The following is a 24818-nucleotide window of genomic DNA, read 5'->3' as shown; positions in this document are numbered from 1 at the left end:
TATTTATCTACTCAAATATTAATATTTATGCATGTGCCATTTGCACCGCTTGTTCAATATCTACAGCGACCACACGCGAAACGCCCGGTTCAGCCATTGTTACACCCGTCAACCTGCCAGCCATTTCCATGGCAATTTTATTATGACTGATATAAATAAATTGCACCGATTGTGACATTTCTTCCACTAATCGGCAAAATCGCCTAACATTCGCATCATCCAATGGTGCATCAACTTCATCCAGCATACAGAACGGAGCTGGATTGAGCCTGAATATTGAAAATACCAATGATAATGCGGTCAGCGCTTTTTCTCCACCACTTAAAAGGTGAATTGTTGAATTTTTCTTGCCCGGTGGGCGTGCCATTATACTAACACCACTTTCCAGTAAGTCATCACTGGTTAATTCAAGATATGCACTGCCGCCGCCAAATACTTTAGGAAATAACTGACCAAAATCGTGATTTACTTGATCAAAAGTCATTTTAAAACGCGTTTTGGTTTCGCGATCAATTTTTCCAATTGCACCTTCAAGTGTCGTCAATGCTTTGCTTAAATCCTCGACTTGACGATCTAAATACTGGCTACGCTGCTGCGCTTGTTCAAACTCATCAATCGCCGCTAAGTTCACCGCGCCCAAGTCACTTAAACTTTGTCCTACTTTATTAAGCTGTCCTTGATAAGTGTTTATATTGGCGTTTTCAGGGAGCTGTGCCAATACTTCTTTCAAGTTTTGCTGTAACTCACCCAGAGGTTCAAGAGCTGCCTGTGCTTTAATTAATAAGCTCTGCTCTTCGAGGGCAAGTTGTTGTAATTGTTCTTGTAAAAGTACCAGCTCCCCCTGCGACGCTTTAAGCGTTGTTTGTTTATCTACAAGAGCTGTTTTAGCTTCCGTCAATGCACTTTGCAAATTTTTGAGTTCAATGTCACTTTGTTGATGTTGCTCCAACAATAATATTATTTGCTCTGCGACCTCTTCTAATGGGATCACCAACTCTTCAATTTGCGCGGTTAACTCACTGACAGCTTCACTGGCGGTTTCGCTGGCGGTCGTTGCATGCTGTAATTTAGTGTCACTGAGTTGGCATTCACTGCGCGCTTTTTGCTCACTTAGTGTCGCCTGATGGGCAAGCGTTTTATAGTGTTCAAGCTGAGCGTTTGCCTGTTTATATTGCTCATCAGTGTGTTGCTGCTGCACTTGAGCATCATTAAGCGCAACACTTATTTCATCACGCTGTTTTGCCACACTTGCTATATGTTGCTGTTGTTCAGCCACTTTATTCTCTATGCTCGTGTGTTCAACGTTTAACTGCTGTAGCTTTGCTTGTAATTTATGTTGTTGATTCTGAAACTGCTGTAATTGCTCTTTGAGCATATCGCGACGAGTGCTTCCTGAGGCCACTTGTTGAGCAAGCTGATGTACCGCTGCTTTTAACTCTTCGCTTTGTGCCTTCAATTGCTCACAGACTCGCTGTTGTTCTGTAAGCTTATTGCTTTGTATAGCTAGTTCGTCACTGAGTTGAGATGCTAACTGCGTTGCTTCGGCCAACTGTTTATGTTTGATCAGCAACGAATTTTCTGCACTTTTACTGGCGTGTTGATACCAATTGCGACCCTGAATATTACCTTGGCGATCTATCACTGCAAGCCAATACTCATCCGCTAAATCATTATATTCAAAATCATTTTTATACTTAATACGATGTAATAAATCAGGGTAAACCCCTTGCTCTATAAACACCGCTAATGAGCTTTGCGGTGCGGTGTCGGTAGTTGGCCATACTCCGTTAGGTGTTGCTATAGATGACACATTTAATTGTTCAAGCCCTTGTAATGCTTGTTCAACCACATGCTCAAATCCAGTACGTACAACTAACTGTGCCAAAACATCGCCACTACCTTGCGCTGGAGTATCTGCGAGTATTGTATTCAAGCCTGCTATTTTGGCTTTATTCTCGTTTTGTTGTTGTGCTAGTGTTTGATGTGCATCTTGGCAGGTGCGTAACACGGTTTGAGCTTGTTGATGATTACTATTTACTTTGTTTAAGGCAGTTTGTTTTGCTGCTAACTCTTGCGTTAGTGACTGCATTAACTGCTGCTGCTGCGCTACTTGTTCAGCAATTGGGTTTTCTGCCAGCTCTATTAATTCGCTTTCTAATGCCGTTTGCTGGTTTTTAATATAGTGCAAATTTTGCAGCTGTTGATCTGCTATATTTTGTTGCTTGCTATATTGCGTATTAATAGCCTGAAACTGTTCATTAACTCGTTGCCAATCAGTAGCACTGCGCTGCTTGGCACTGTGCAACTGTGCCACCGCGTCGGCCATCTCAGTGACTTGTTCTGTACATATTAAAGTATGTTCAATTGCCTCTTGTAACGCATTTTGTAGCTCATCAGTATGGTCTTTTTGTTGTTGTTGCAGCTGCTGATTTTGTAACTGCAACTGTTGCTGTTTGATCAGATTGTGACTAAACGCTTGTTGTTGTTGTTTTAAGTTTATTTGCTGTTGCTCAGCACGAGTCAATTCAGTGTGCGTTTGGTGCTGGGCTTGCTGCGCATCATTGAGTTTTTCAAGTTGCAATTGCACTTGGTTTTCAAGGCTTGCTAGTACATCGTCATGACCTGAATGAGCAGTTTTAAAAAAGCTAATTTGCTCATTCAGCTTGGCCATTGTGTCGGCTTTAGTCACTTGTTGCTGATGTAGCTTTTGCCATTTTAAGACCGCTAGTTGCCCTTTTAAAGTGCGCTCTTGGGTTTTTAACTCGCGGTATTTTTTTGCTTCAACTGACTGTACTGCCAGTTTATCAACTTGTGCTTGCAGCTCTTGGCGAACATCGAGTAAGCGTTCAAGGTTTTCGCGGGTACTTTTGATCCGGGTTTGCGTTTCACGACGGCGCTCTTTGTATTTTGAAACGCCTGCTGCTTCTTCTAAAAACACCCGTAAATCTGCCGGTTTACTCTCAATTAAACGCGAGATCATGCCCTGCTCGATAATCGCATAACTACGCGGACCAAGACCTGTGCCTAAAAATATATCGGTAATATCTCGTTTGCGGCATTTACTGCCATTGAGAAAATACAGCGATTGCCCGTCGCGTGTTACCAAACGTTTAATCGCCACTTGATTTCGATCGGCAAAAGTATTCGGTAAGTGCCCTTGGGTATTATCAAAAATCAACTCAACCGACGCTTGAGAAATAGGTTTGCGATTGGTTGAGCCATTAAAAATAACATCGGTCATGGCATCGCCACGCAGATTTTTAGCAGAGCTTTCGCCAAGCACCCAACGCACAGCATCGATGACATTAGACTTGCCGCAGCCGTTTGGGCCAACGACACAGGTCATTTGATCTGGGAATGGAATTTTAGTGGGCTCTACAAAAGATTTAAAACCCGCTAATTTTATGGTGCTCAAACGCATCTAATTGGTTTACCGATTGTTATTGTTATAGCTTGAGTATTTAATTTAACCGTTCTTGACGATAAAAGTAAGTACAGGGATTAAGCTTGGCGTTTAAAATTATCTAAAATAATACCCGTTGCCATGGCTACATTGAGAGATTCTGCACCACCAAAAGCGGGGATGGTTATTTTATCTGTTACCAATGCTGCGCAAGCTTGACGTATTCCATGAGACTCACTACCCATTAACAAAACACCTTGGCCTGTAAATTGAGTTTTATGCACGCTTTTTCCATCTAAAAAAGCGCCATAAATAGGTAAGTTTAAACCACTTAAGTACGCAGGCAACTCAACTTGACTCACTGAGACTCTAACAAACGAGCCCATAGTGGCGCTAATAGTTTTAGGGTTATAAGCATCGGCACTATCTGTGCTGGTGACAATATGCTTGATCCCATACCAATCAGCTACTCTGATAATGGTACCTAAATTGCCTGGATCAGATACGCCATCAAGGGCTAAGATTAAACCGCTTGCCTGCGGTGCACTCGCTGTTGGCATGTCAACTATCGCAATAGCTGCATTATTACTCACTAAAGTACTTGCTTTAGTTAACACATCTTCATCGGCTTCAATCATGTTTACGTGAGTAAACTGCTGCTGGAACTGCGCAATAAAGGCTGCTGTCGCAAATATATCAATAATTGTTAAACCACTTGCCAATAACTCAAGTACGTTTTTTTCACCTTGCACAAGGTATTGATTATGTTGCTTTCGGTACTTTTTTTGACCTAATGCACGAATTAACTTGAGTTGGTTTTTTGAAATCATAACAGCCCCATAAAATGATGGGCACAGTATAGCAGATTTAACATCGAGTTCTGAACTTGAAAAAACCTCACAGGATCAATTAATGCTGTTTGCGCTGCGTTCAAAAGTCATATTAATACGGATAAACATACCTTTAATGGCTTCAAGCTGATATGTATCACTCACATGTATCATCAGTTCGTTGTAAAGCTCATCACAAGCCATTGTAAACGTATCATCGCACTGGCCTTTTGTAGCCAGCAAAAAGGCTCTAGCCAGTGAGCTTTGCCACCGTTGTAAATATTTAAGCTGATTATCACCCACTGCCTGTTGGCAAATTGAGTGTAAACGCACCGACGCATGACCTAGATTAAGCCCAGTTAAAGCAAGATCGGTAATAGCACGTGATTCTGAGCCTTGATCATAATTGGTTAAACGCAGTAACCGATCAGCCATACGTCGGTTATACCAAAGAGCGGGTGAGCTATGTTGATGAATTTCTGATAAATCTTTATAGGTTGCTTTAAACACGCGATGCACTAACAACTGCACACTCGGACCTGTAAATAGTTGGAAAATCCAAAATAAAATACATACTCCAAGAAAAATAGCCAAAGCTGAGCTGAGCGTATAATTGATTGAAAACGCAAGGCTCATGTCAGTACTGGGCTTAACTAAAATCGTAAATGGAATACAGAACCCTAGCCCGTAAGGTAACGTTTGCTGATCGCCTAGTAGCAATAAGCCAATAAAATATGGCCCAGCTAACACCAACAATAATATTTCAAGTTGCCCACCACTTTGTGATAATAAGTTTAAAGCATAAAAAATAGCCACAAACGAGGCTACCACAACACCAACTAACAATCGCTTCATAACTATTTGTAAAATTGCCAGCGGGATACGGGCCAACATAATCGAAAAAATAACGGGTAAAATCATGATCAATAATGCAGCGGATGATCCAGTATTAACCCAAATAAATGCCCCGATTGAAAATACCAAGCTGGTTCGAAACCCAACAATAATACCTGCTAATGGATCTCGGTATGTCAACATGCTCGGAGCATTAAGCAGTGTTTTATCTCGTTGCTCTAATGCTTTATATGCCCGCAATAAAATTGTTAATTCATTCGCGATATCTAAACTGACATTTAAAATGTGTGATTCAAATGGCAGCTCACAGGTTTGTTGCGCCCGGTGATCAGTTAATGCGCGCCGCAACTGTTTGACTTCTTTAGCACAGTATTCAAAGCAGTCTGATTTTTCTATTAGCGTAAACATATCTTTTAATTGCTTGATTAACTCAGTAATCTTTGGTGTGATTTGTTCAGGATGATTACGCTGTAAGCGCCCCATTATTTGTACTAAGGCAAGAAGAGATAAAACTTTTTGTGCGATTTGATTGGCAGCCCGTGAACGCCCTGGACCTTTTGGCCCTTCGTAGCGAACTGCACTTGAGTCTTCACTAATACTGCCAAGCGTTGCCATTATGCGATCTATTTGCTGATGACGGTTTTCAGAAGAGCCCGCTTTATCAAGCTCAGTTACCAAATAATGTAACGTTTGATTAATGACAGACTTTGCCTGCGTTTGTAAGAGCTGCTTGACCTTAACAGGCCATAATAGATGGCTCACTAACCCTGCGCATACCGAACCGACTATAATTTCACTTACTCGTGATTGCGCCACCGCGAAGATACTTTCACTACTGACCGTTGCTGGGTTTACCATCACTAACAAAATAATGATAGCAGCCGTTACGCCGGCCATAGCAAATGCGTAAACAAAATTTGCTTGGCGCACCATAGCTGACAATGCAGAGTTTAAACCGAGCCAAAAAGCCAATCCACCCAGCGCTAAATAAGGGTAAGCACTGAGCTGAGTGAGTACTAAAATACCAAATAGGCCACCCACCAAAGTGCCTACAATCTGACAAAGCGCTTTTTCAATAACGAGACCACTTTCAGGGCGGATCTGTAAAAACACCGCAGAAACAAGTGCCCAATAAGGTCGATCTAGATTTAAATAAATGGCAATTGTCAACGACATTGCCATGGCAATCACCCCTTTTAATGCAAACTTGATAGCCTGTTCTTTGGGGCATAGAAGATTATTTAAAACAAGATGCAAAACTAATACCTATTCCGTAGCAAGGTGAATAGTCGCTGTCATACCTGCGCTTAGCTGGATCCCTTCTGGCAAAGCATCTAGCTTAATATCAACCGGAATACGCTGCGATAAACGTACCCAATTAAATGTCTGCTGCACTTGAGGTAAAAGTTGGTTATTACTTTGCGTATTGATATTCGCGATTGCTTTACCAATACTCACTACCTGACCGGTTAATGGCTTTGTATCGCTCAGTAATTCTATTGTCGCTTTTTGATTGGTGTGGATCAGTGGGATTTTGGTTTCCTCAAAATAGCCTGTTACATAAAATGAATCTGATTGAACAATAGCGAACACAGGCATGCCCTGTGCAACATAATTGCCTTGGCGTAGATTTAAATTAATAATTTGCCCGGCAACTGGAGCCGTAACTTGCGTGCGAGATAAATTTAATTGCGCCACCGTTTGATCCGCTTTCGCTAAGTCGTAATTTGCTTTGGCAATTTCAGTACTAATGCGGGTCGCTTCTAAGCTTTCCTCACTGATAGCTTGTTGAGTATTTAATGCTTTACGTCGTTCATACTTATGTTTAGCCAGTTCCCAGCTATATAAACTATTGTTAGTATTTGCTTTACTTTTATCATAAGCCGCCTGATAACGTTGTTGGTCAACACTAAAAAGCAGTTCACCTTTTGCAACTTGCTGCCCATCTTTGACATTTAATTTTGTTACCCAGCCTGATACATCTGGCACAATAGTAACAATATCAGCTCGAATGCGACCATCGCGTGTCCAAGGTGTGTGCATATAATCAGTCCATACCCAACGGCCTGCAAAAATAGCCGCGATAATAACGACGATAGTAAGCATAATACGTAAATATCTAACCATTCTATTTATCTTCCACTTAATAAAAAGACACTCAAGGCGAGAAAACACATAAATAAAGACACTTCAAACCAGGCCACTTTCCAGATGCGATCATGCCAATCCAAACGATGTAAAATAAAGCGAGTCAAAGCGGTTAAAATAAATGCCATTGGGAAATAAATCACTAACGGGCTAAATTCTAAGCCGCCAATAACTACAGCGTGGTGCATAATCAATCCCCTGTTATATGTACTTTGACAACAAACTAAAAAGCATCACAAGTAAAATTTTTGCGACAGTGTCTATCAATATAGTAGCAGCTAATTATCACATTATCTTACTTAACATGCTGTTAATAGCGGTAATCGTTACACCATACTCAGCAAATTAATCAGTCGCGTTATATTATAAATTAAGCTTTAAGCAAAATATTGAGGATAATAAGGATCTGGTAAATAAAAAACGTGCCTAGAGCACGTTTTGAGGGATTACTACTGGAGCTATTGCTCAGTATTTATTTTTATAGGTCCACAAATGCAGTAGCTCACTGGCAATGGTGGCTGCGGCAATCGCAGTAAGTTCACTTTGGTCGTACGAAGGTGATACTTCAACAACATCCATACCAATCATATTAATGCCTTTAAGGGCACGTAATATCTTAAGTACTTTATCTGATGTTAATCCACCACATACCGGTGTTCCAGTACCTGGGGCAAACGCCGGATCTAAGCAATCAATGTCAAAAGTGATATACACAGGTAAATCACCTACTCTCGCTTTAATCTGCTCAGCAATCGTTTGCGCCGATAAATCATTGGCCGCCATCGCATCAATCACTGCAAACTCGTGTTTGCTTTGATCAAAATCAGTACGAATACCAATTTGGATACTATGATCAACATCAATCAGCCCTTCCATCGGCGCATGGTAAAACATGGTGCCGTGGTCGTAGCGTGAGCCATTGCTATAAGTATCAGTATGGGCATCAAAATGCACCAACGCCATTTTACCAAAGCGCTTAGCGTGCGCACGTAACAACGGTAAAGTTACAAAGTGATCGCCCCCTAAACCTAAAATTGCTTTACCTTGGCTTAAAATACCCGCAGCAGCTTGTTCAAGCTTAGCGGTAAAGTATTCAGCGTCACCGACAGGGTAAGTAAAGTCTCCAGCATCAGCCAGTTTTAGGCGTTCGAACAATTTGAACGTCCATGGGTATTTTGTTTCTTCCCATGCTAAATGCACTGATGCACGACGAATCGCATCAGGGCCTAAACGAGCACCTGGACGTCCTGAGGTTGCCATATCAAATGGCAAACCTAACACCACAACATCAGCATTGATGTCAGTAATATTTTGTACCATTGGCTGACGTAAGAACGTCATGCCATTGGAATACAATGAGTGATCTGGATGATCAAACAAAGTGGTCATATTAAAGCTCTTCTAAATAAGTATAACCGTCTAAACCTGCTTGCAATTCATCAAGTACACTTTGCTGCTCGTCTGCTGGTAATTTTGCAGCCACCAGCTGTGCGTACGATGATTGAAAACCTTCTACATCAAGGTGAACATAGCGCATCATGTCAGCTACAGTGTCACCTTGGTTTATTTCTACAATACTTGCATCGCCTTGCTCATCCATGTGTACCATTGCACTGTGGGTGTCGCCAAATAGGTTATGCATGTCACCTAAAATTTCTTGGTATGCACCCACTAGGAAAAAGCCCATTAAATAGGGTTTTTCAGCACTAAATGCCGGCACTGGTAAGGTGCTCTCAATGCCTTGCCCATCTACATAGTGATCTAGTGCACCGTCAGAGTCACAGGTAATATCTAACAATACTGCGCGTCTTTGTGGTGCCTCAGTTAAGCCACTTAATGGCAATACAGGAAACACTTGGTCGATCCCCCACGCATCAGGCAATGACTGAAACAATGAGAAATTAACAAAAAACTTATCCGCCAAACGGGCATTAAGTTCATCTATTATCGGGCGATGAAAACGGTTTTTGTTATCCATGTGTTTATTAAGCTCATAACACACACGTAAATTTATTTGCTCAGCCCAGGCGCGTTGAGTTAAATCTAATAATCCCATCGCAAACTGGTTATGTGCTTCAGCTAAATCACCTTGGCTATCATGATATATCTCAATTAATGCACGGTCGTCTGTCAGCACATGAAGTTGCTGCCACGACAGCCACATGTTATTAAGCAATAATGGCGCGTCATCTGCTGGCGCTTGAATTTCTTCCGGCTCATAGCTTTCAGTGCCAATTACATTAGAGATAAGCACAGCATGATGCGCTGTTAATGCACGTCCAGACTCAGAAATAATAGTCGGGAATGGTTGCTCGTACTGCTTACAAATATCACCAATGGTGTAGACAATATTATTTGCATACTCAGCTAAGCTATAGTTCATCGAGTTGTGAGACTGGCTCCGAGTGCCGTCGTAATCAACCGCTAAACCACCACCGACATCTAAACATTCAATTTGTGCACCGAGTTTGCGTAGTTCACAATAAAAACGCGCCGCTTCGCTAACACCTAAACGCACATCGCGAATGTTCGCCATTTGCGAGCCTAAGTGAAAATGCACCAACTGAACTAAATCAAGTTGATCAGTCTCTTTTAAACGATTAACAACATGTAATACTTGTGAAGCGGATAAACCAAATTTTGATTTTTCACCACCGCTAGCTTGCCATTTTCCTTTACCCTGCGACGCTAAGCGCACGCGAATACCAATACGCGGTTTTACGTTCAGCTCTTTAGCTTGGCTAAGTACCATGTCCAGCTCAGAGAGTTTCTCAAGTACGATGTACACTTTATGGCCTAACTTTTCGCCAATTAATGCTAAGCGAACATATTCTTTGTCTTTGTAGCCATTACAGACAATCACTGCACTGGTTTTTTCAGCTAATGCCAATACTGTTAATAGCTCAGGCTTGCTGCCCGCCTCTAAACCAAGTTGTTTCTTTTCTACGTTCGCTTGGCTTGCCACAATTTCTTCGACCACTTCGCGCTGTTGGTTTACTTTAATTGGATAAACAAGCAAGTAATCTTTTGGATAACCATAGCTTTCAATCGCAGTATTAAATGCAGCACATAAGCTGTGCACGCGATGATGCAAAATTTGTGGAAAACGAACCAACGCAGGTAAACTCAAGCCTTTATCTTCAAGTTGTTTTGCAATATCAATAAGTGCGATGGTTTGCTCTGGGGCATCAGCCTTGGGCGCAACATACACATCACCTTGATCATTAATACCAAAAAAACCTTGGCTCCAATGACGAACATTGTAACTCGTGCGAGCTTGTTCTAGTGATGTTGTCTCTTTCATTTATCTTTCTCTTTTATTTGATGAATGCCTTGCGGCTGTTGCGCGCATTAAAGGAAAAATAGCTTATCAAGTCCAACAAGTATTTTTGCTCGTAACGAGTGAGTTTTAGTGTCGATAACAACGGCCCTTTTAGTTGTTGGGCACTGGCGTATTTAGTATAAAAAATAGAAGGCTTAAAAGGGAATATATATAAAAAAGTTAGCCGAAAACGTGACTCTCAATGATAAAAGTGGCGCTGACCAAGTCCATTTACGACTTATATCCGTGTATAAGCCGTAGTTGTGTAGGAGATAAAATCGATGAAGTACTCAAAAACTAAAACACAAAGCGTAGGCAGTTTCTAGTCACTAATTAGCCTTATTGACTGAGCCCTAACTCCATAAACAAGCTATGTGGATTATCGGTATAATTACCAAAACTTGCACAGCGTTGAAAACCTAAATTTTCATACAGACTAATCGATTCAGCCTGTTTCGGGCCTGTTTCTAACCGGATCAAAGGGATCTCTTCTTCGCCAGCATGATGCAATAAAATTTGCATTATACGCCGAGACAAGCCTTTACCACGATGACTTGGTTTGACATACAGACGGCGAATTTCACCATAAGGTACTGTGTCAAACTGTCTGACAATCGCACCACATGCAACAATACCCTCCTCGCTTTTTAAGCCAATGGCGTAAACATTAGCTTGACCAAGCTCACTCACCGACAGCGATTGTGCCGTGGCTACTGGGTACAGAGAATTTATAAGCCTATCGATATCAGAAAAAACATTAATCACATCCGGATCATCAGGGGTTAAGTCGACTAACTGCATAAAAGCTCTAATTATATTTATTGTTTGATAACAAACTATACCGAATTGTTGCAAATGAACAACCCAGAACTTTGGATTTTTCATTTATTTGCTATCTTATTAGTCACAACTTTGTCGTATGTCAAAATAATAGTTTGCTGTGGTGTTAAACGTTAGCGCCTTTTATAAAGTACGGGTTAAAAAATAGATTAACGACTAAAGTTTTAACGCCCTGCGTCGATAAATAACTAAGTTAACGTTAAAGGAATAACAATGAAACTCCCCAATCTTGGTCAAGCGCAGCAAATAGCTTTGCAAACGGTGTCGGCTAATCGCGCCACGGAGTTTAAAGCCGCCGCATCTCTTGTCGAACCACACGATCACCTTTCAACACTCGAAGACGCAGCAAGTACACCCCTTGATAATCCATTTAAAGGCCGCCAACTTAATCAAGATTACACCCCCTCTTCTTACATTGGTATGAACCGTTATAGAGTCACCTCCAGCACCACCATTAACATAGGTGAACCGATTAAAGAGCCGACCTATCGCTATGGTGACTTTACAGATCCCGATGATATAAATGCTTTTTTAGATCAAGTAGACCGGCTTGAAGGCGAACATAAATTTATGTTCCAACACCTAAAACCAACACAAGAACTACTTGATTTGGTGCAAAAAATGAGTGATGAAGAGCTTGCTGTATTTAGTCAATTTGTTGTTACAACATCTAGTTATCACTTTGGCACAGAAAACAACAACAGCAGTGCACAGTTAATTTCATCTTTAAGCAAACTGTCAGATGATGCCTTGAGCAGTACTCTTGCAACAATGGATAAATTATTACAACAAGGGAATGATTATAAGAAGCCGATGTCACCATTAGGTGAAAATGAGCATGGTAATGAAAGAGTCGAAATGATCAGTATGCCTGAAGCCATAAACTGGTTTAAATCAAACTTTAAGGCTAACAGTGCAAAATATGAATTGGCAAATGATTACACCAATTTATTAATAGAAAAAAACCTCAGCGAAGATCAACTTATGCAGTTAAATGACCACTTATCTGACAGTACGCTTACACAAAGCAGTGGTATCATCGACATGATGAGCTTAGTTAAAAACCACCAAACGGATGATGTATTGGCAATGCTCAATGAAGTTGATAAAGACCAAGAACCTAACTTATTTAGTTACCTTGCACAGCAAACTAATTATCAAGCCAATAAGCAGTATTACCAAATGGATAATGGTAAGTTTGTTGCACAGCAAGATAATATTAGCTCTGACTCTAATAGACGTGAGCTTTATAACAATATCCTAAACGCCTATAACGACATTGGCATGGGCTGGATAAACGATGCGCTAGAGCAATTCACAGGGAGTCCCGCACAGATCCAAAACGAATTATGGCAAACACTACTTGATGATAAAGAAAAAATGCCCGAGCAGTTTACTCGCTCAGATTCAGTTGAGGCATGGGCAATAAATAATATTGCTCGGATAGAAGGCGCATTCCACGTAACACAAATGAATAAAATTTATGATTATAATAGCGAGCGACTAGTTCCTGAATTAATCGGTGATCTTACCTTTTACAGCAGTGGCAACATTCGTAGTTCAGTAGATAGTGAAGAGCCACAATCAGCTGAAAATCAACCGTAATTAAAGAACTTACGGTGCTCTGCTCCGGCTAAGTTGGCATTCACCTTATTAGGGTGTTTATACTCACGCCAGTTTGCCACATTACGGCCAACATTTAATTTCGCAAAGTCAGTATCGCCATCTGGCGACATTCCCAAAAACTGTTTTAGCTTCAACAGGCCGCCAGGTTCGCTCACATCAAGCGATAAAAAATCATCACGATCTTTAAAATACTTAAATACCGCCTGCTGATGTTTAGTATAACAAGCAGCCAAATCGCGCTCACTCAACGGGTAAATAGAGGGAAACGTTTGATGAAAGCTGCGCTTTAGAACCGGGCTAAAGTGCCCTGTTTTAAGATCAAGATGTGGCGCCATTTTTTCAAGCAGCATCGTGATGGATGGCAACCATGCTTTTAGGTCTCGGTTTAAATAAATAAACTTAGCACCAGGAAATAACCCGTCTAAATGCATATAGTCACTAAAACACGGTGCGTCAGATATAGCATCAGCTATTTCAAACGCTTTTTTAGTAAACGCGGTATGCGCAACCAACAAGCCCATTTCTAACAACGCAACACTGATGCTCGTGGTGCCGGTTCGAGGCAGACCGATAATAAATATCTTAGACATCTAACGTCACTCATTTTTAAAAGGCTGCTAGTATATACCTAAATGACAGCATCACCCACAGAGCAACAACATAGTTAAGCGGTAGTTTAACCGCAAGCTCCCTTATTTATTATCCATATTACTACGGTGCCCATAACTCAATACTCGAGTAATTTCTAATTTGTCGCCTAAGTCATGCCAAAGCATCACAAAATCAGCTTTACCGTCACATTTATTGCCGCCATTTTGACAAAATATGTGAGTTCCTTTGGTCATCACACCAAAATCTTTAATGGTAAACACTTCAAACGTGCCGCTGACCAACTCCCGCGTATACTTGCCACATGCATATTGTTTAGTATTAGCTATCATGGAATTGCGATCCCAGGTAACTCCACCGTTATCATGATAAAACTCAACACCTTCCGCGAAGTAGCTCGCGTGCTTAGCAAGTTGTACTGGGTTATTACAATGATTAAAAGAATCAAAAAGTGCTGTATCTAAACGCATCATTTTACTTTGCAAATCAGTAACATCAGCCTGACTTACCAGCGGCATTAGTAACAATGCAAACAGATATAACTTTTTCATAGTCATTTAAAGCTTCCTGCGTAATAAACGAGCCGATAACATCTCTCGTTTAATTTATTATTGTTGATATATAAACCATATCCCAGTGTTTGTTGCGATTCAATCAGTAACTCCGATTTTTCTATCAATATAAAGATAATGCTTTTTAGACCATACACTCTATTGCTCATTAGATATTAAACACTTTGTTACGCAAAAATACTGTTCAAAATATCTGAGCAATTTATACTGAGGGCAATGTCGATATGATCAGAGGTTTTAGCGTGCAGTTTACACAAGGTATGGAATATTTTTTTTCGGGCTTCAAATTAATTACCCAAAAAGGCTTGAAGCGATTTGTATTTATTCCTTTATTAATCAATATCGTGCTTTTTGGTAGCTCATTATTCTTTTTATATGGCTGGCTTACCGATGGGTTTGCTTATTTAAATGATCTATTACCAACGTGGTTAAGTTGGCTGGAGTGGCTGATGTGGCCTATTGCAGTATTAGTGATTTTATTTAGCTACAGTATGCTGTTTTCGGTGATCACTAATTTCATCGCCGCGCCCTTTAACGGCTTACTCAGTGAAAAAGTAGAGCTGTATTTAACAGGTCAAAAAATTAATGATGATGGCTTAGCGGAGATAGTGAAAGATGTGCCACGAATGCTTGGCCGTGAGTGGACTAAGTTGTGCTATTACCTACCACGTGCCATTGGCTTTTTTATCTTACTGTGGATATTACCTGTTATCGGCCAAGTGTTATGGGTGATGTTTACCTGTTGGATGTATGCCGTGCAATACAAAGATTATCCGTTTGATAATCACAAAATTTGCTTTAAAGAAATGAAAGAAGACTTAAAACAAAAACAAACTCTCTCGTATGGATTCGGCTTAGCCGTATTGTTGCTTACAGCCATTCCTATCGTGAATTTAATTGTTATGCCAGTCGCTGTGTGCGGCGCAACTCGCTTGTGGGTTGATCAATACCGCCCTAAGTATCGCGAATAAAACGCTCAGAGGGGACGACAATATAAGCCATTATTAAGTCCCCTATTTGCAGCACTATTTACACTAAAACTTGCCGTGTATTAGCGATGAAATGATGCACTTCGCGCTCAATTTTAGGATCAACTGGCTGCTCTGGAGCGCGATCATTTGGGCATGGCATCCTTGGAGTTGTGCCAAACAAACGACAAATTAATGGCCGTTCATCATATACAGTGCATCCCTTTGGACCTAAGTGTACACAATTAAATTCATTTAATGCCGCTTCGTGCTCTGCATCGCTTTTTACCGGTAATCGAGACATTTCTTCAGATGATGTTGTCACTGGACCGCAACAATCATGACAACCTTCAACACATTCAAACGATGGAATGTTAGCGCGTAATCGCAAGATTACTTTTTGGTTTTTATACATCAATTTTTACCTTTATTTAGCCAGTATTCATGCCGCACTAAAATTAATTAGCTATATAGGCTTTGCGGCACTTTTGTCACGTTCAGATGTACTGTGATCTCTTCTCTGTCATGATATAAATGCTTAGCTTGTAATTCATAGCTTATACCGTATTTATTAAGCTCTTCTTTGATCATCGTTAAGCACTCATACACACTGTCAAAGCGCTTTTTCATTGGCAGCTTTAAGTTAAAGATAAGTTCTTTCGCGTATGCGTTGACCGCCCAATCAATCATAAGACTGGTTACTTTGGTTGGTTTTTCTACCATATCGCATACTAACCAAGTAATATTTCTTTTCTCAGGGCGGTATTTAAAACCATCAACACGGAAGTGCTTAACTTGACCTGTTTGCATTAAATCATCATTCATTGGGCCGTTATCAATGGCGCTAACAAACATACCGCGACGCACTAGTTGATACGTCCAACCACCTGGGCAGGCACCTAAGTCAACACTGCGCATACCGGCTTGAACCCGCGCTTCACGATCTTTTTCCGCAATAAACACATTAAACGCTTCATCCAGTTTTAAGGTCGAGCGACTCGGTGCATCACTTGGCATTCTTAGTCGTAATATTCCCATAAAAAATGGGGAATTATTATAACTATATGAATGACCGACAAACGCGGTGTTATTAGTTAAAAACATGATGTGCATTACGGGGCGATTGGCTTTAGGTTCGCGTAACACGGTGTTTTGTTTCTCTAAAGCCTTTTTAAGTGGGGTAGAGATTTTTTTGCAGAAAGTTAACAACTCTTTGCCTTCATTGGTATCGGGGGTTTCTACCCGTAGCTCTGAGCAAAGTGGAAAATCGACCGCTGCTTTTACTATTTCGCCAACACGGTCTTCGACGGGCATGTTTTCAAGTAAAGTGCCGGCAAACCACTGACGGGCAAATACCATATTTTTGAAATCAACCTTTTTGATGATTTCATCACTATGCTGCGCTTCAAAACATTCGTAAATAACATAGCCGGTATTTGGCTTTGCTTTTACATACCCAGCAAAACCTTGCTCTGCGGCATGAAATGTTATTTCTGCAGCGGCATCATTTTCAAAACCACTACGGCAGTAAATCACTACACTTGACATAAAAACCCTTTAATTGCTCTTTTGAGCGATATTCTCTATTAAAATTTAAACCGTGCTACTTGCACTAATAAAATAGTCCAACCAATAATAAAACATAAACCACCAACGGGTGTGATGGGGCCAAGCCACTTATAACCGGTGATTGCTAATAAATATAAACTGCCACTAAACAACAAAATACCAGCAATAATAAACCAACCAGCCGATGTGAGGTTAATTCCCCATTTTATTAAAATGGCAATCGCAATTAACGCAAGGCCATGCACCATCTGATACTCTGCCGCAGTTTTAAATATGCCAATAGCATATTCAGAAACACGGCTTTTTAAACCATGAGCCGCAAAGGCGCCCAACACCACTGATAGCATGCAAAATAAACTGCCAGTCATTAAAAATAGTTTAATCATGATTTTTTTCCTGCTAAAGATGCCTTTAAATATGCTGTTTGATAAAACTAGCAGCGTGCTCAGCGGCAGTTTGCACATTACCTAACTCTGTAAAGCCACTGCGTTTGCGTGGTTTTAAGGAATGATCGCCATCAGCTAGCCACACAAACTCTGGGCGTTTATCCAGTTGTAGCTGTGTTAATTCGTCACGGGTACCAAATGTATCGCGCTCGCCTTGGAGCACCATAAACGGGCATGGTATTTTACCAAAATGATCAATGCGTAATTTATCAGGCTTGCCTGGTGGATGAAATGGATAGCCAAATGCCAATACGCCTGAAATTGGTGGCATTGTTACTCGCTCTTCACTGACAAGCATTGATGCCATCCGCCCGCCCATTGACTTGCCACCAATAAATAACGGTAAGCTTGGCTGTACAAAGGTTAATATATGTGCAAAGTATTGCAGTAATTTAGGCGCACGATCTGGCGGGCGACGCTTATTGTTTTGCTTGGCTATTTGCATATATTCAAAGTCAAATAAGCCTACATCAATACCTTTTTCTGCCAGCAAGCTTGCCATTTTCTGCATAAATTCTGAATCACTAGCGGCTCCAGCACCATGGGCAAAAATAAATTGTGCCAAAGCGGGTTGTTGGTCACTTTTAATCCACTCGATAGTCATATTAATACTCTTGCTCTTGTTCAACTAAACTCAGCATCCACTGCTTAAACGATACTATTTTGCCTAATTCAGATTGCGTTTCACGACTTACTAAATAGTACGCATTTTTACTTTCTAAACTGTGGTTAAACGGAATAACTAAACGTCCTGCATCAATATCAGGTTTAGCAAGCACACTGTTACCAATAGCAACGCCTTGACCATGCACAGCTGCTTGCAGCACCATTGATGAGTGACTGAATATTGGTCCTTGGTTTACTTGCACATTACGTACACCGGCGGTTTTCATCCACGTTTTCCAGTTCTTACGGGTGGTATCATGTAATAAAGTATGGTTTGCCAAATCACTTGGCTGATCCAGCGGCTTTGGCCCTGTTAATAGCATAGGGCTACACAAAGGCACTAGGTATTCTGTATGCAGTTTATGCGTTTGCACGCCACTCCAATGACCACGGCCATAATAAATAGCCACATCAACATCATCGGTGAGTGAGTTTTCGTCTTGATCTTGGGCTTTTATTCGTACATCTATCTCAGGGTGCAGTTCGTTAAATAAGCTCAAGCGTGGCACTAACCATTGAATAGCAAAGCTGGGCGTTAAACTCACGGTTAATGAGCCTTTTGCACCACGGGCTAATAGCTTTTCGGTAGCATCAATTAGCTGAGTAAATATTTCTTTAATATCTAAAAAGTAACCTTGGCCTTCTTCGGTGAGTAATAAAGAACGGTTTTTTCGCAAAAATAGTTTTAAGCCAAGATGCTCTTCTAAAGTTTTTATTTGATGACTTACCGCCGCCTGTGTGACGTATAACTCTTCAGCCGCTTTAGTAAAACTCAAATGGCGAGCAGCAGCTTCAAATGCTTTTAATGCGTTTAGTGGCGGAACACGTCGAGACATAGTGATCAAACTTAGAATTAGTTTTTCTTATGGATAAGATTATATACACATGCCAAGGAAGTGTATATTCAAGACATAAAAAAAGCGACTTTCGTCGCTTTTCTTATCACGCTTTGCGATTACAAGTCGCTGGCGCTGGTATCCAATGGGCCAAAGCTTTTAACTAAATCATCCACGGCTTTCATTTGACTTAAATAGCCTTCCAACTTACTTAATGCAAGTGCACATGGGCCATCACATTTAGCTTCATTAGGATTAGGATGCGCTTCAATAAATAAACCCGCTAACCCTAATGCCATGCCGCTGCGAGCAAGTTCTGCCGCTTGTGCACGACGACCATCGGCAGAATCACTGCGCCCACCTGGACGTTGTAAAGCATGAGTGGCATCAAAAATAACCGGAGCCATTGGTTTCATGTCATCCATACCCAGCATATCAACGACTAAGTTGTTATAACCAAAGCTTGAGCCACGCTCGCACAATACAACATTGTTATTACCCGCTTCATTAAATTTAGTAATGATGTGGCGCATTTCGTGCGGGGCTAAAAATTGTGGCTTTTTAACATTAATAATTGCGCCCGTTTTCGCCATTGCGACCACTAAATCTGTTTGGCGCGCCAAAAATGCTGGTAATTGGATAACATCAACCACTTCTGCCACAGGCGCTGCTTGATGCGGCTCATGGACGTCAGTGATCAAAGGAACATTAAACGTTTTTTTGATTTCTTCAAAAATCCTTAAGCCTTCTTCCATGCCTGGACCACGGTATGAATTAATTGATGAACGGTTTGCTTTATCGAATGACGCTTTAAACACATAAGGAATATTAAGCTTAGTGGTCACTTCTACATAATGCTCAGCGATACGCATTGCTAAATCACGAGACTCAAGTACATTCATGCCACCGAACAATACAAACGGTTTTTCGTTTGCCAGTTCAATATCATTAATTTTAATTAAATGGTTGTTCATTTTTATTCCTTAAGGTGCAACTGCTTGCATCATTAAACCACAAATATATGCCATATACGTGCCTACGCCATAGCCCAGAACGGCTAATAATACCCCAACTGGCGCAAGCGATGGGTGAAATGCCGAAGCAACCACTGGTGCCGATGCCGCACCGCCCACATTCGCTTGCGAGCCAACGGCCATATAAAATAGCGGCGCTTTAATTATTTTTGCCACAATTAACATTAAACTGGCATGGGTAAGCATCCAAATTAAGCCAATAACGAAATACATAGGTGATTCAAATATAGCCGTAATATTCATATGAAGGCCAATTGATGCCACTAAAATATATAAAAAGCTGGAGGCTACTTTAGATGCGCCAAAGGCTTCAATATGACGTACTTTAGTAAACGACAATGCAATACCTATGGTCGTCGAAATAACAATTAACCAAAAGAACTTACTGTTTAAGCTATATTCTTGTGCCCATGGAAAGTTAGCGTCAAAGTAAGGTCCTAAAAAGTCTGCACAAAAATGCGCCAGACCGGTAATACCAAATGCAATTGCAATGATCAGCATATAATCATTGAGTGTTGGCAGACGTGCGTGCTCGGCTTGGTATTTTTCAACGCGATTTTTTAACTCTTCAATCGCGCTAGTATCCGCGCCTGTTTTCGCATCAATGGCTTTATGGTTGGCAGCCATTAACAGTAATACTGCCATCCATAAATTAGCGACAATCACATCTACCGTAACCATTGCTGAGAATATATCTCCGCCAACTTCAAACATTTCTTTCATCGATGCTTGGTTTGCACCACCACCAATCCAGCTTCCAGCAATCGTGGTCATGCCACGCCATACTGCATCAGGGCCATGACCACCGACTGCTTCTGGATACACTGCGCTCATGATCAAAATGGCCAACGGGCCGCCGATCACAATACCCGCAGTACCGGTTAAAAACATAATTAATGCTTTCGGACCAAGATTAATAATGGCACGTAAATCAATACTAATGGTCAGTAAAATTAAGCACGCCGGAAGCAAGTAACGTGATGCTACAAAGTACACATTAGATGAATGACCATCAACAATGCCAAAAGTATTCAATAGTGAAGGTAAAAAATAGCACAGTAATAATGCTGGGACATATTTGTAAAACTTTTTCAGTGCGCTATTTTGACTGTTCGATGTTTTAAAAATAAAGCCTAATATTACTGCTAATAAACCAAAGACAACCGCGTCATTGGTGATCAGGGCAGTATGGGCGTCAGCCATGTAAATTCCTTAAAAGTTAATGGTGAGTTTTGTGATTATCTTCAAGTTCTTCAAGTTGATGCTGAATAATATCAATTGCAGGATCATCTGGACACTCATCGATAAAAAATTGTAAGTCGTCACGTGCCATTTTCGGACAATCAAGCTGGTTAAGTAAATAGCCTCTGTCGCGTCTTTCGTACGGGTCATCGCCTATTAGCTCCATCAGCATCTCAACACAGCTCAAAGCATGACCAAATTTATTACTGCTAATAAAGGCCCACTTTTGTTGTGCTAGATAAAGCTTATACACTTCTTCGTCAAAAATGAGCTCAAGCGGCTCTTGCTCATCACCATTTTCTTCACTGGCGTTTTCAGGAATAATATACCAACTTTGTTGACCTGAACTCGGCTCAAGTAAATAACCTTCCTCATCGCTAATAGCAACATGGACATTTATTTCACTATTATTAATCGTTACATTTGCATCAAAACCTGCATGGTTCAGCAAATGGCATAATAAAATACCCAGTGTTGTTTCAGAACCACTGCGCATACTCAGCATATAGCTAAAGCTATTTAAGGTGTATTCTGGGACTTTTAAACTGGATACGCTAAATAACCACTGAGTAAAAAACATATCAACTAGCGCATCAAACCGTTCGTGAATATCAGGGTATTGTTGGCATAGTTCGGTGACTTGATTTTCAAAGTCGCTCAGTGTGGCAAAGCTATCACTTAAATCAGCTTGAGGATCCCACTTCGCTTCAGCGCTTATACAACGATACAACGCTTGGGGAACGAATGTGTCAAAAGCCTCATCTTGATAGGATTCATTTTGATCTTCAAACCAAGGGGTGGTCATTAATACGGCAACATCTTTAATAGAAAATGAATGACTAGTTTACCTATTTTTTTACACAGATACCAACGTAGCACGTTAGATTAACGTTCAAAGACTGTTTAGTGCAGCCTTTGAACACCTTTAGTTACAAAATAAACGCTGTTTTGGCAACCGCTAGCTTACCAATGAAGGCAATGACCACAGTCGTAACAACTAAAAACACAATTTTTATACTGGTTTTTTGCTGTTTACTGGCAATAATACCCAGTGCAATATACGCCACTACAAGAATAATCTTTTCAAGCAGCCAGGTTTGTTCTAGTGGATTAATTTTTGCAATAGCCATCAGCGCGAAGGCTGAAATAAGTAAAAACGTATCGGTTGCGTGACTACCAATAAATACCAATTTATTTTTAGCGATTGCACCACTGCCGAGGCGAGAAAATGAACGTAGATAAAATAGAACAATGCTTAAAACTGCAATTGCCATGTGTGTGTGTTTGACTGCTAAATAATCCATATGCCCCTAACTACTCATTAATGTTAAAAAAGAAATTGTACCAATGTTGTTAAACATGCCTATTCTAATGCGTTAAATAACTCACCAGTTCAATGCACTGGGTATTATTTTTTAATCTGGAAAACGCATTAAAATTTCTTCAAGCTCCGCTAGGTTGTCGTTAAATGCATCGACCAGTTTAGGCTCAAAGTGTTTGCCTTTTTGCTGATTGATTTCATTAACGACATCATCAAGCGTCCACGCTTCTTTGTAACAGCGTTTATGGCGCAGCGCATCATACACATCGGCAATCGCCACTATACGGCCAAAAATATGAATGTCTTCTCCTTGGATCCCTTGTGGGTAACCTGAACCATCCCATTTTTCATGGTGATCACGTGCAATTTGAGCACCTGCATTAACGATTTCACGACGAGAATCTTGTAAGATGAGGTAACCTTTTTGAGTGTGCGTTTTCATGATTTCCCACTCTTCGCAGGTCAATTTACCCGGCTTATTTAAAATAGCATCAGGAATACCCACTTTTCCAACATCATGAAGTGGCGACGCTAAACGAACTAAGTCAGCCTCACGTTTCGATAAACCATACGCCAGTGCTAAAGTATGACATATATGCGAAACCCGCTTAACATGATTGCCCGTTTCGGTTGAACGCTGCTCCAGAGCTTCGCTTAAACGAAGCACTAATTCTTGCTGAGTTGCTTCGACCTCGGATTGTAATTGCACGTTCTCATACGCTAACTGTACATTTTGCGAAAATATTTCAATTAAATGGCGCTGTGTATCCGATAAGTCGTGTGGAATACCGGATATAAAAAGCATTGAATTATGATTGTGTTCGCTGCAACAGTATGCAAACAAATAATTGTCTTTATAAACAATGTTTTTATCTCTAAATGCTTGTTTACATGCTGATAGCTGCTCGGTATTCAATACCTCTTCAATTGCTTTACCTTCGCTGCGTTCAAAATCGCCTCGCCCAGAAAACACCACTAATTTATGCTGATTATCTTGTGGGTTACCTGCCACTAAACTGGTGGCGTACATTGCTTGATCAACAGTGCCGAGCAACGATGTTAATTGTTGCATCACCCCTTCAATAAAATGATCAAGTGAGTGCGCTGAAAAAATATCTCGAGATGCTTTAATGATTTTTTCAAGCCCTTGACGAGATTGTTCAATCGATAAAATATCGCGATAAGAACGTAAGCTCGACATCACTACAGTAAATAGTTTTTGTGCGGTAAGTTCAGTTTTTGATTTGTAGTCATTGATATCATAACTAACAATGACTTGGCGCTCTGGCGCTTGGCCGGGTTGACCAGTACGAAGGATAATACGGATATGATTATTTTTAGCGACTTCACGAATATATTGCGCGACTTTCAAACCTGCATCGTCGGTTTCCATCACCACATCAAGCAGTACAATTGCAGCATCGGGATTATTATCTATTTGTACTTTAGCCTCAGCCCCTGAGTATGCACTAATAAACTCTAAACGCTTGTCTTGAAACTCAAAATCACTCAATGCCAATTTCGTGACAGCATGAACCTCAGGCTCATCATCAACAATGATGACTTTCCATGTCCCCTTAACTACTTCACTTTCTACATCTTGTGGTTCATCCGAAAACAAAAAATCATCCATCATACTGAGTCCTCAAAGGCGTTTATTTTGCTCTCGCACTGTAATTGTTATAATTATCCCGGCCACTGTGCGAGCGTTACACGATCGTTATTTGCTAAATCTTTAACTGTAAGTATATTTGTATACGCCATTTGTGCAAAAAAACTATGCACTTTAGTACTTTGTTGATATCCATGCTCAATGACAAGGTAACCATTTGACGTTAAAAAATTGCGTGCTTGAGTAATAATATACTTTATATCAGCCATACCGTCATCATCGGCAACTAACGCAGAAAGTGGTTCAAAACGTACGTCACCTTGATTTAAGTGAATATCATCATATTCGATATACGGCGGATTACTAACTATTAGATCAAACTGTTGTGCTGTAACTTGGCTAAACCAATCACTTTGCACAAAGTCTACATTAATAAAGCCTAACCGCTGCTTATTTGTATTCGCAAGCGCTACAGCATCAGTAACCCTATCAACCCCTGTGATTTGCCAAAGTGGCATTTCGCTGGCAAGTGCAAGCGCAATTGCACCAGTCCCAGTGCCTAAATCAAGCACTTTAGCGGCCACAGGTAAAGGCAAACTGAGCGTATATTCAACCAGTGTTTCGGTATCTGGGCGAGGGATCAGCGTAGTGGGATTAACCTGCAGTGGCAAACTCCAAAATTCACGCGTGCCCGTTATATGAGCCACTGGCTCACCTGTTAAGCGACGTTGACAATAACTTTCAAATAGCTGTTGTTGTTGCGGTGTTAACTTTTGTTCTGGCCAGCTAAATAAGTAGCTACGTGGTTTTTGTAATACGTCGAGCAATAATACTTGAGCGTCTAATTTAGCACTATCGCTGCTACTTTGCAGCAGCAAAGTAGCACGCGAAACAGCACTTTCAATCGTGTCGGTCACGA

The 24818-nt window shown here is 40.8% G+C and carries 23 protein-coding genes; 2 read left to right on the top strand and 21 right to left on the bottom strand.

Going from position 1 to position 24818, the window contains the following annotated elements:
* Positions 1 to 25: 25 nt before the first annotated feature.
* From FW757_RS13065 to FW757_RS13030, 8 genes are all read right to left on the bottom strand, one after another.
* Positions 26 to 3421 carry a chromosome segregation SMC family protein gene (locus tag FW757_RS13065; RefSeq protein ID WP_446441286.1) on the bottom strand — a complete coding sequence of 1132 codons (3396 nt, stop codon included), beginning with the start codon at positions 3419 to 3421 and terminating at the stop codon, positions 26 to 28.
* A gap of 80 nt (positions 3422 to 3501) precedes the next feature.
* Positions 3502 to 4233, bottom strand: coding sequence for an RNA methyltransferase (locus FW757_RS13060; RefSeq protein ID WP_149980702.1), 732 nt, complete (start codon positions 4231 to 4233; stop codon positions 3502 to 3504).
* Positions 4234 to 4308: 75 nt separating this feature from the next.
* Positions 4309 to 6345 (bottom strand): FUSC family protein, encoded by a 2037-nt coding sequence (locus FW757_RS13055; protein WP_182784628.1) that lies wholly within the window; start codon positions 6343 to 6345, stop codon positions 4309 to 4311.
* A 9-nt stretch (positions 6346 to 6354) separates the two neighbouring features.
* Positions 6355 to 7215: an efflux RND transporter periplasmic adaptor subunit gene (locus FW757_RS13050; RefSeq protein WP_182798019.1), complete on the bottom strand. Its 861-nt coding sequence runs from the start codon at positions 7213 to 7215 to the stop codon at positions 6355 to 6357.
* Between the two features lie 5 nt (positions 7216 to 7220).
* A complete protein-coding gene (locus FW757_RS13045; protein ID WP_149980705.1) occupies positions 7221 to 7424 on the bottom strand; it encodes a DUF1656 domain-containing protein in 204 nt (67 codons plus the stop codon).
* A gap of 277 nt (positions 7425 to 7701) precedes the next feature.
* Positions 7702 to 8625 carry an agmatinase gene (gene speB, locus FW757_RS13040; RefSeq protein WP_182740335.1) on the bottom strand — a complete coding sequence of 308 codons (924 nt, stop codon included), beginning with the start codon at positions 8623 to 8625 and terminating at the stop codon, positions 7702 to 7704.
* A 1-nt stretch (position 8626) separates the two neighbouring features.
* Positions 8627 to 10540 carry a biosynthetic arginine decarboxylase gene (gene speA / locus FW757_RS13035; protein WP_145240667.1) on the bottom strand — a complete coding sequence of 638 codons (1914 nt, stop codon included), beginning with the start codon at positions 10538 to 10540 and terminating at the stop codon, positions 8627 to 8629.
* Positions 10541 to 10897: 357 nt separating this feature from the next.
* Positions 10898 to 11359, bottom strand: coding sequence for a GNAT family N-acetyltransferase (locus FW757_RS13030; RefSeq protein WP_182719186.1), 462 nt, complete (start codon positions 11357 to 11359; stop codon positions 10898 to 10900).
* A gap of 252 nt (positions 11360 to 11611) precedes the next feature.
* Here FW757_RS13030 and FW757_RS13025 point away from each other — a divergent pair, with 252 nt between their 5' ends.
* A complete protein-coding gene (locus FW757_RS13025; RefSeq protein ID WP_446441285.1) occupies positions 11612 to 13003 on the top strand; it encodes a hypothetical protein in 1392 nt (463 codons plus the stop codon).
* On the opposite strand, the gene FW757_RS13020 is transcribed toward FW757_RS13025, so the two are convergent.
* Positions 12994 to 13614 (bottom strand): sulfotransferase, encoded by a 621-nt coding sequence (locus tag FW757_RS13020; RefSeq protein ID WP_182761978.1) that lies wholly within the window; start codon positions 13612 to 13614, stop codon positions 12994 to 12996. The two genes, FW757_RS13025 and FW757_RS13020, sit on opposite strands and share 10 nt — an antisense overlap.
* Positions 13615 to 13716: 102 nt before the next feature.
* Positions 13717 to 14190: a nuclear transport factor 2 family protein gene (locus FW757_RS13015; protein ID WP_259398179.1), complete on the bottom strand. Its 474-nt coding sequence runs from the start codon at positions 14188 to 14190 to the stop codon at positions 13717 to 13719.
* 275 nt (positions 14191 to 14465) lie between these two features.
* Here FW757_RS13015 and cysZ point away from each other — a divergent pair, with 275 nt between their 5' ends.
* The gene (cysZ, locus tag FW757_RS13010) at positions 14466 to 15176 is read left to right on the top strand and encodes a sulfate transporter CysZ (protein WP_220493291.1); all 711 of its coding nucleotides are present in this window, start codon (positions 14466 to 14468) and stop codon (positions 15174 to 15176) included.
* A 58-nt stretch (positions 15177 to 15234) separates the two neighbouring features.
* Here cysZ and FW757_RS13005 read toward each other — a convergent pair whose 3' ends face one another.
* The 11 genes from FW757_RS13005 to prmC all read right to left on the bottom strand — a co-directional run bounded on the left by FW757_RS13005 (position 15235) and on the right by prmC (position 24816).
* Entirely contained in the window at positions 15235 to 15588 is a 354-nt protein-coding gene (locus FW757_RS13005) for a YkgJ family cysteine cluster protein (protein WP_145240659.1), read from the bottom strand.
* A gap of 47 nt (positions 15589 to 15635) precedes the next feature.
* Positions 15636 to 16721: a 23S rRNA (cytidine(2498)-2'-O)-methyltransferase RlmM gene (gene rlmM, locus FW757_RS13000; protein ID WP_182740340.1), complete on the bottom strand. Its 1086-nt coding sequence runs from the start codon at positions 16719 to 16721 to the stop codon at positions 15636 to 15638.
* Positions 16722 to 16759: 38 nt separating this feature from the next.
* Positions 16760 to 17128, bottom strand: coding sequence for a DUF423 domain-containing protein (locus FW757_RS12995; RefSeq protein WP_182768075.1), 369 nt, complete (start codon positions 17126 to 17128; stop codon positions 16760 to 16762).
* Positions 17129 to 17153: 25 nt separating this feature from the next.
* Entirely contained in the window at positions 17154 to 17792 is a 639-nt protein-coding gene (locus tag FW757_RS12990) for an alpha/beta family hydrolase (protein ID WP_182784626.1), read from the bottom strand.
* 1 nt (position 17793) lies between these two features.
* On the bottom strand, positions 17794 to 18690 hold the full coding sequence (locus FW757_RS12985) for a transcriptional regulator GcvA (RefSeq protein WP_145240653.1): 897 nt from the start codon (positions 18688 to 18690) through the stop codon (positions 17794 to 17796).
* 119 nt (positions 18691 to 18809) lie between these two features.
* Positions 18810 to 19664, bottom strand: a complete 855-nt coding sequence (gene kdsA / locus FW757_RS12980) for a 3-deoxy-8-phosphooctulonate synthase (RefSeq protein WP_145240651.1) — start codon at positions 19662 to 19664, stop codon at positions 18810 to 18812.
* Between the two features lie 9 nt (positions 19665 to 19673).
* Entirely contained in the window at positions 19674 to 20927 is a 1254-nt protein-coding gene (locus FW757_RS12975; protein ID WP_182794762.1) for a DUF819 family protein, read from the bottom strand.
* Positions 20928 to 20943: 16 nt separating this feature from the next.
* Entirely contained in the window at positions 20944 to 21771 is an 828-nt protein-coding gene (locus tag FW757_RS12970) for a tetratricopeptide repeat protein (RefSeq protein WP_145240647.1), read from the bottom strand.
* 124 nt (positions 21772 to 21895) lie between these two features.
* The gene (locus tag FW757_RS12965) at positions 21896 to 22270 is read right to left on the bottom strand and encodes a SirB2 family protein (protein WP_182740343.1); all 375 of its coding nucleotides are present in this window, start codon (positions 22268 to 22270) and stop codon (positions 21896 to 21898) included.
* A gap of 111 nt (positions 22271 to 22381) precedes the next feature.
* The gene (locus FW757_RS12960; RefSeq protein WP_446441284.1) at positions 22382 to 23923 is read right to left on the bottom strand and encodes a DUF3369 domain-containing protein; all 1542 of its coding nucleotides are present in this window, start codon (positions 23921 to 23923) and stop codon (positions 22382 to 22384) included.
* 50 nt (positions 23924 to 23973) lie between these two features.
* Positions 23974 to 24816 carry a peptide chain release factor N(5)-glutamine methyltransferase gene (gene prmC, locus FW757_RS12955; protein WP_182719177.1) on the bottom strand — a complete coding sequence of 281 codons (843 nt, stop codon included), beginning with the start codon at positions 24814 to 24816 and terminating at the stop codon, positions 23974 to 23976.
* Between the last annotated feature and the right edge of the window lie 2 nt (positions 24817 to 24818).

Source organism: Pseudoalteromonas sp. 1181_04 (assembly GCF_052850545.1).
Note: the sequence above shows the minus strand (reverse complement) of the source record. Positions and strands in the feature narration are given on the sequence as shown.

Excerpts from the sequence above, each read along its gene's own strand:
- FW757_RS13065 (WP_446441286.1), bottom strand. The coding sequence starts at position 3,421 with ATGCGTTTGAGCACCATAAAATTAGCGGGTTTTAAATCTTTTGTAGAG.
- FW757_RS13060 (WP_149980702.1), bottom strand. The coding sequence starts at position 4,233 with ATGATTTCAAAAAACCAACTCAAGTTAATTCGTGCATTAGGTCAAAAA.
- FW757_RS13050 (WP_182798019.1), bottom strand. The coding sequence starts at position 7,215 with ATGGTTAGATATTTACGTATTATGCTTACTATCGTCGTTATTATCGCG.
- FW757_RS13045 (WP_149980705.1), bottom strand. The coding sequence starts at position 7,424 with ATGCACCACGCTGTAGTTATTGGCGGCTTAGAATTTAGCCCGTTAGTG.
- speB (WP_182740335.1), bottom strand. The coding sequence starts at position 8,625 with ATGACCACTTTGTTTGATCATCCAGATCACTCATTGTATTCCAATGGC.
- speA (WP_145240667.1), bottom strand. The coding sequence starts at position 10,540 with ATGAAAGAGACAACATCACTAGAACAAGCTCGCACGAGTTACAATGTT.
- FW757_RS13030 (WP_182719186.1), bottom strand. The coding sequence starts at position 11,359 with ATGCAGTTAGTCGACTTAACCCCTGATGATCCGGATGTGATTAATGTT.
- FW757_RS13025 (WP_446441285.1), top strand. The coding sequence starts at position 11,612 with ATGAAACTCCCCAATCTTGGTCAAGCGCAGCAAATAGCTTTGCAAACG.
- FW757_RS13020 (WP_182761978.1), bottom strand. The coding sequence starts at position 13,614 with ATGTCTAAGATATTTATTATCGGTCTGCCTCGAACCGGCACCACGAGC.
- FW757_RS13015 (WP_259398179.1), bottom strand. The coding sequence starts at position 14,190 with ATGACTATGAAAAAGTTATATCTGTTTGCATTGTTACTAATGCCGCTG.
- cysZ (WP_220493291.1), top strand. The coding sequence starts at position 14,466 with ATGGAATATTTTTTTTCGGGCTTCAAATTAATTACCCAAAAAGGCTTG.
- FW757_RS13005 (WP_145240659.1), bottom strand. The coding sequence starts at position 15,588 with ATGTATAAAAACCAAAAAGTAATCTTGCGATTACGCGCTAACATTCCA.
- rlmM (WP_182740340.1), bottom strand. The coding sequence starts at position 16,721 with ATGTCAAGTGTAGTGATTTACTGCCGTAGTGGTTTTGAAAATGATGCC.
- FW757_RS12995 (WP_182768075.1), bottom strand. The coding sequence starts at position 17,128 with ATGATTAAACTATTTTTAATGACTGGCAGTTTATTTTGCATGCTATCA.
- FW757_RS12990 (WP_182784626.1), bottom strand. The coding sequence starts at position 17,792 with ATGACTATCGAGTGGATTAAAAGTGACCAACAACCCGCTTTGGCACAA.
- FW757_RS12985 (WP_145240653.1), bottom strand. The coding sequence starts at position 18,690 with ATGTCTCGACGTGTTCCGCCACTAAACGCATTAAAAGCATTTGAAGCT.
- kdsA (WP_145240651.1), bottom strand. The coding sequence starts at position 19,664 with ATGAACAACCATTTAATTAAAATTAATGATATTGAACTGGCAAACGAA.
- FW757_RS12975 (WP_182794762.1), bottom strand. The coding sequence starts at position 20,927 with ATGGCTGACGCCCATACTGCCCTGATCACCAATGACGCGGTTGTCTTT.
- FW757_RS12970 (WP_145240647.1), bottom strand. The coding sequence starts at position 21,771 with ATGACCACCCCTTGGTTTGAAGATCAAAATGAATCCTATCAAGATGAG.
- FW757_RS12965 (WP_182740343.1), bottom strand. The coding sequence starts at position 22,270 with ATGGATTATTTAGCAGTCAAACACACACACATGGCAATTGCAGTTTTA.
- FW757_RS12960 (WP_446441284.1), bottom strand. The coding sequence starts at position 23,923 with ATGATGGATGATTTTTTGTTTTCGGATGAACCACAAGATGTAGAAAGT.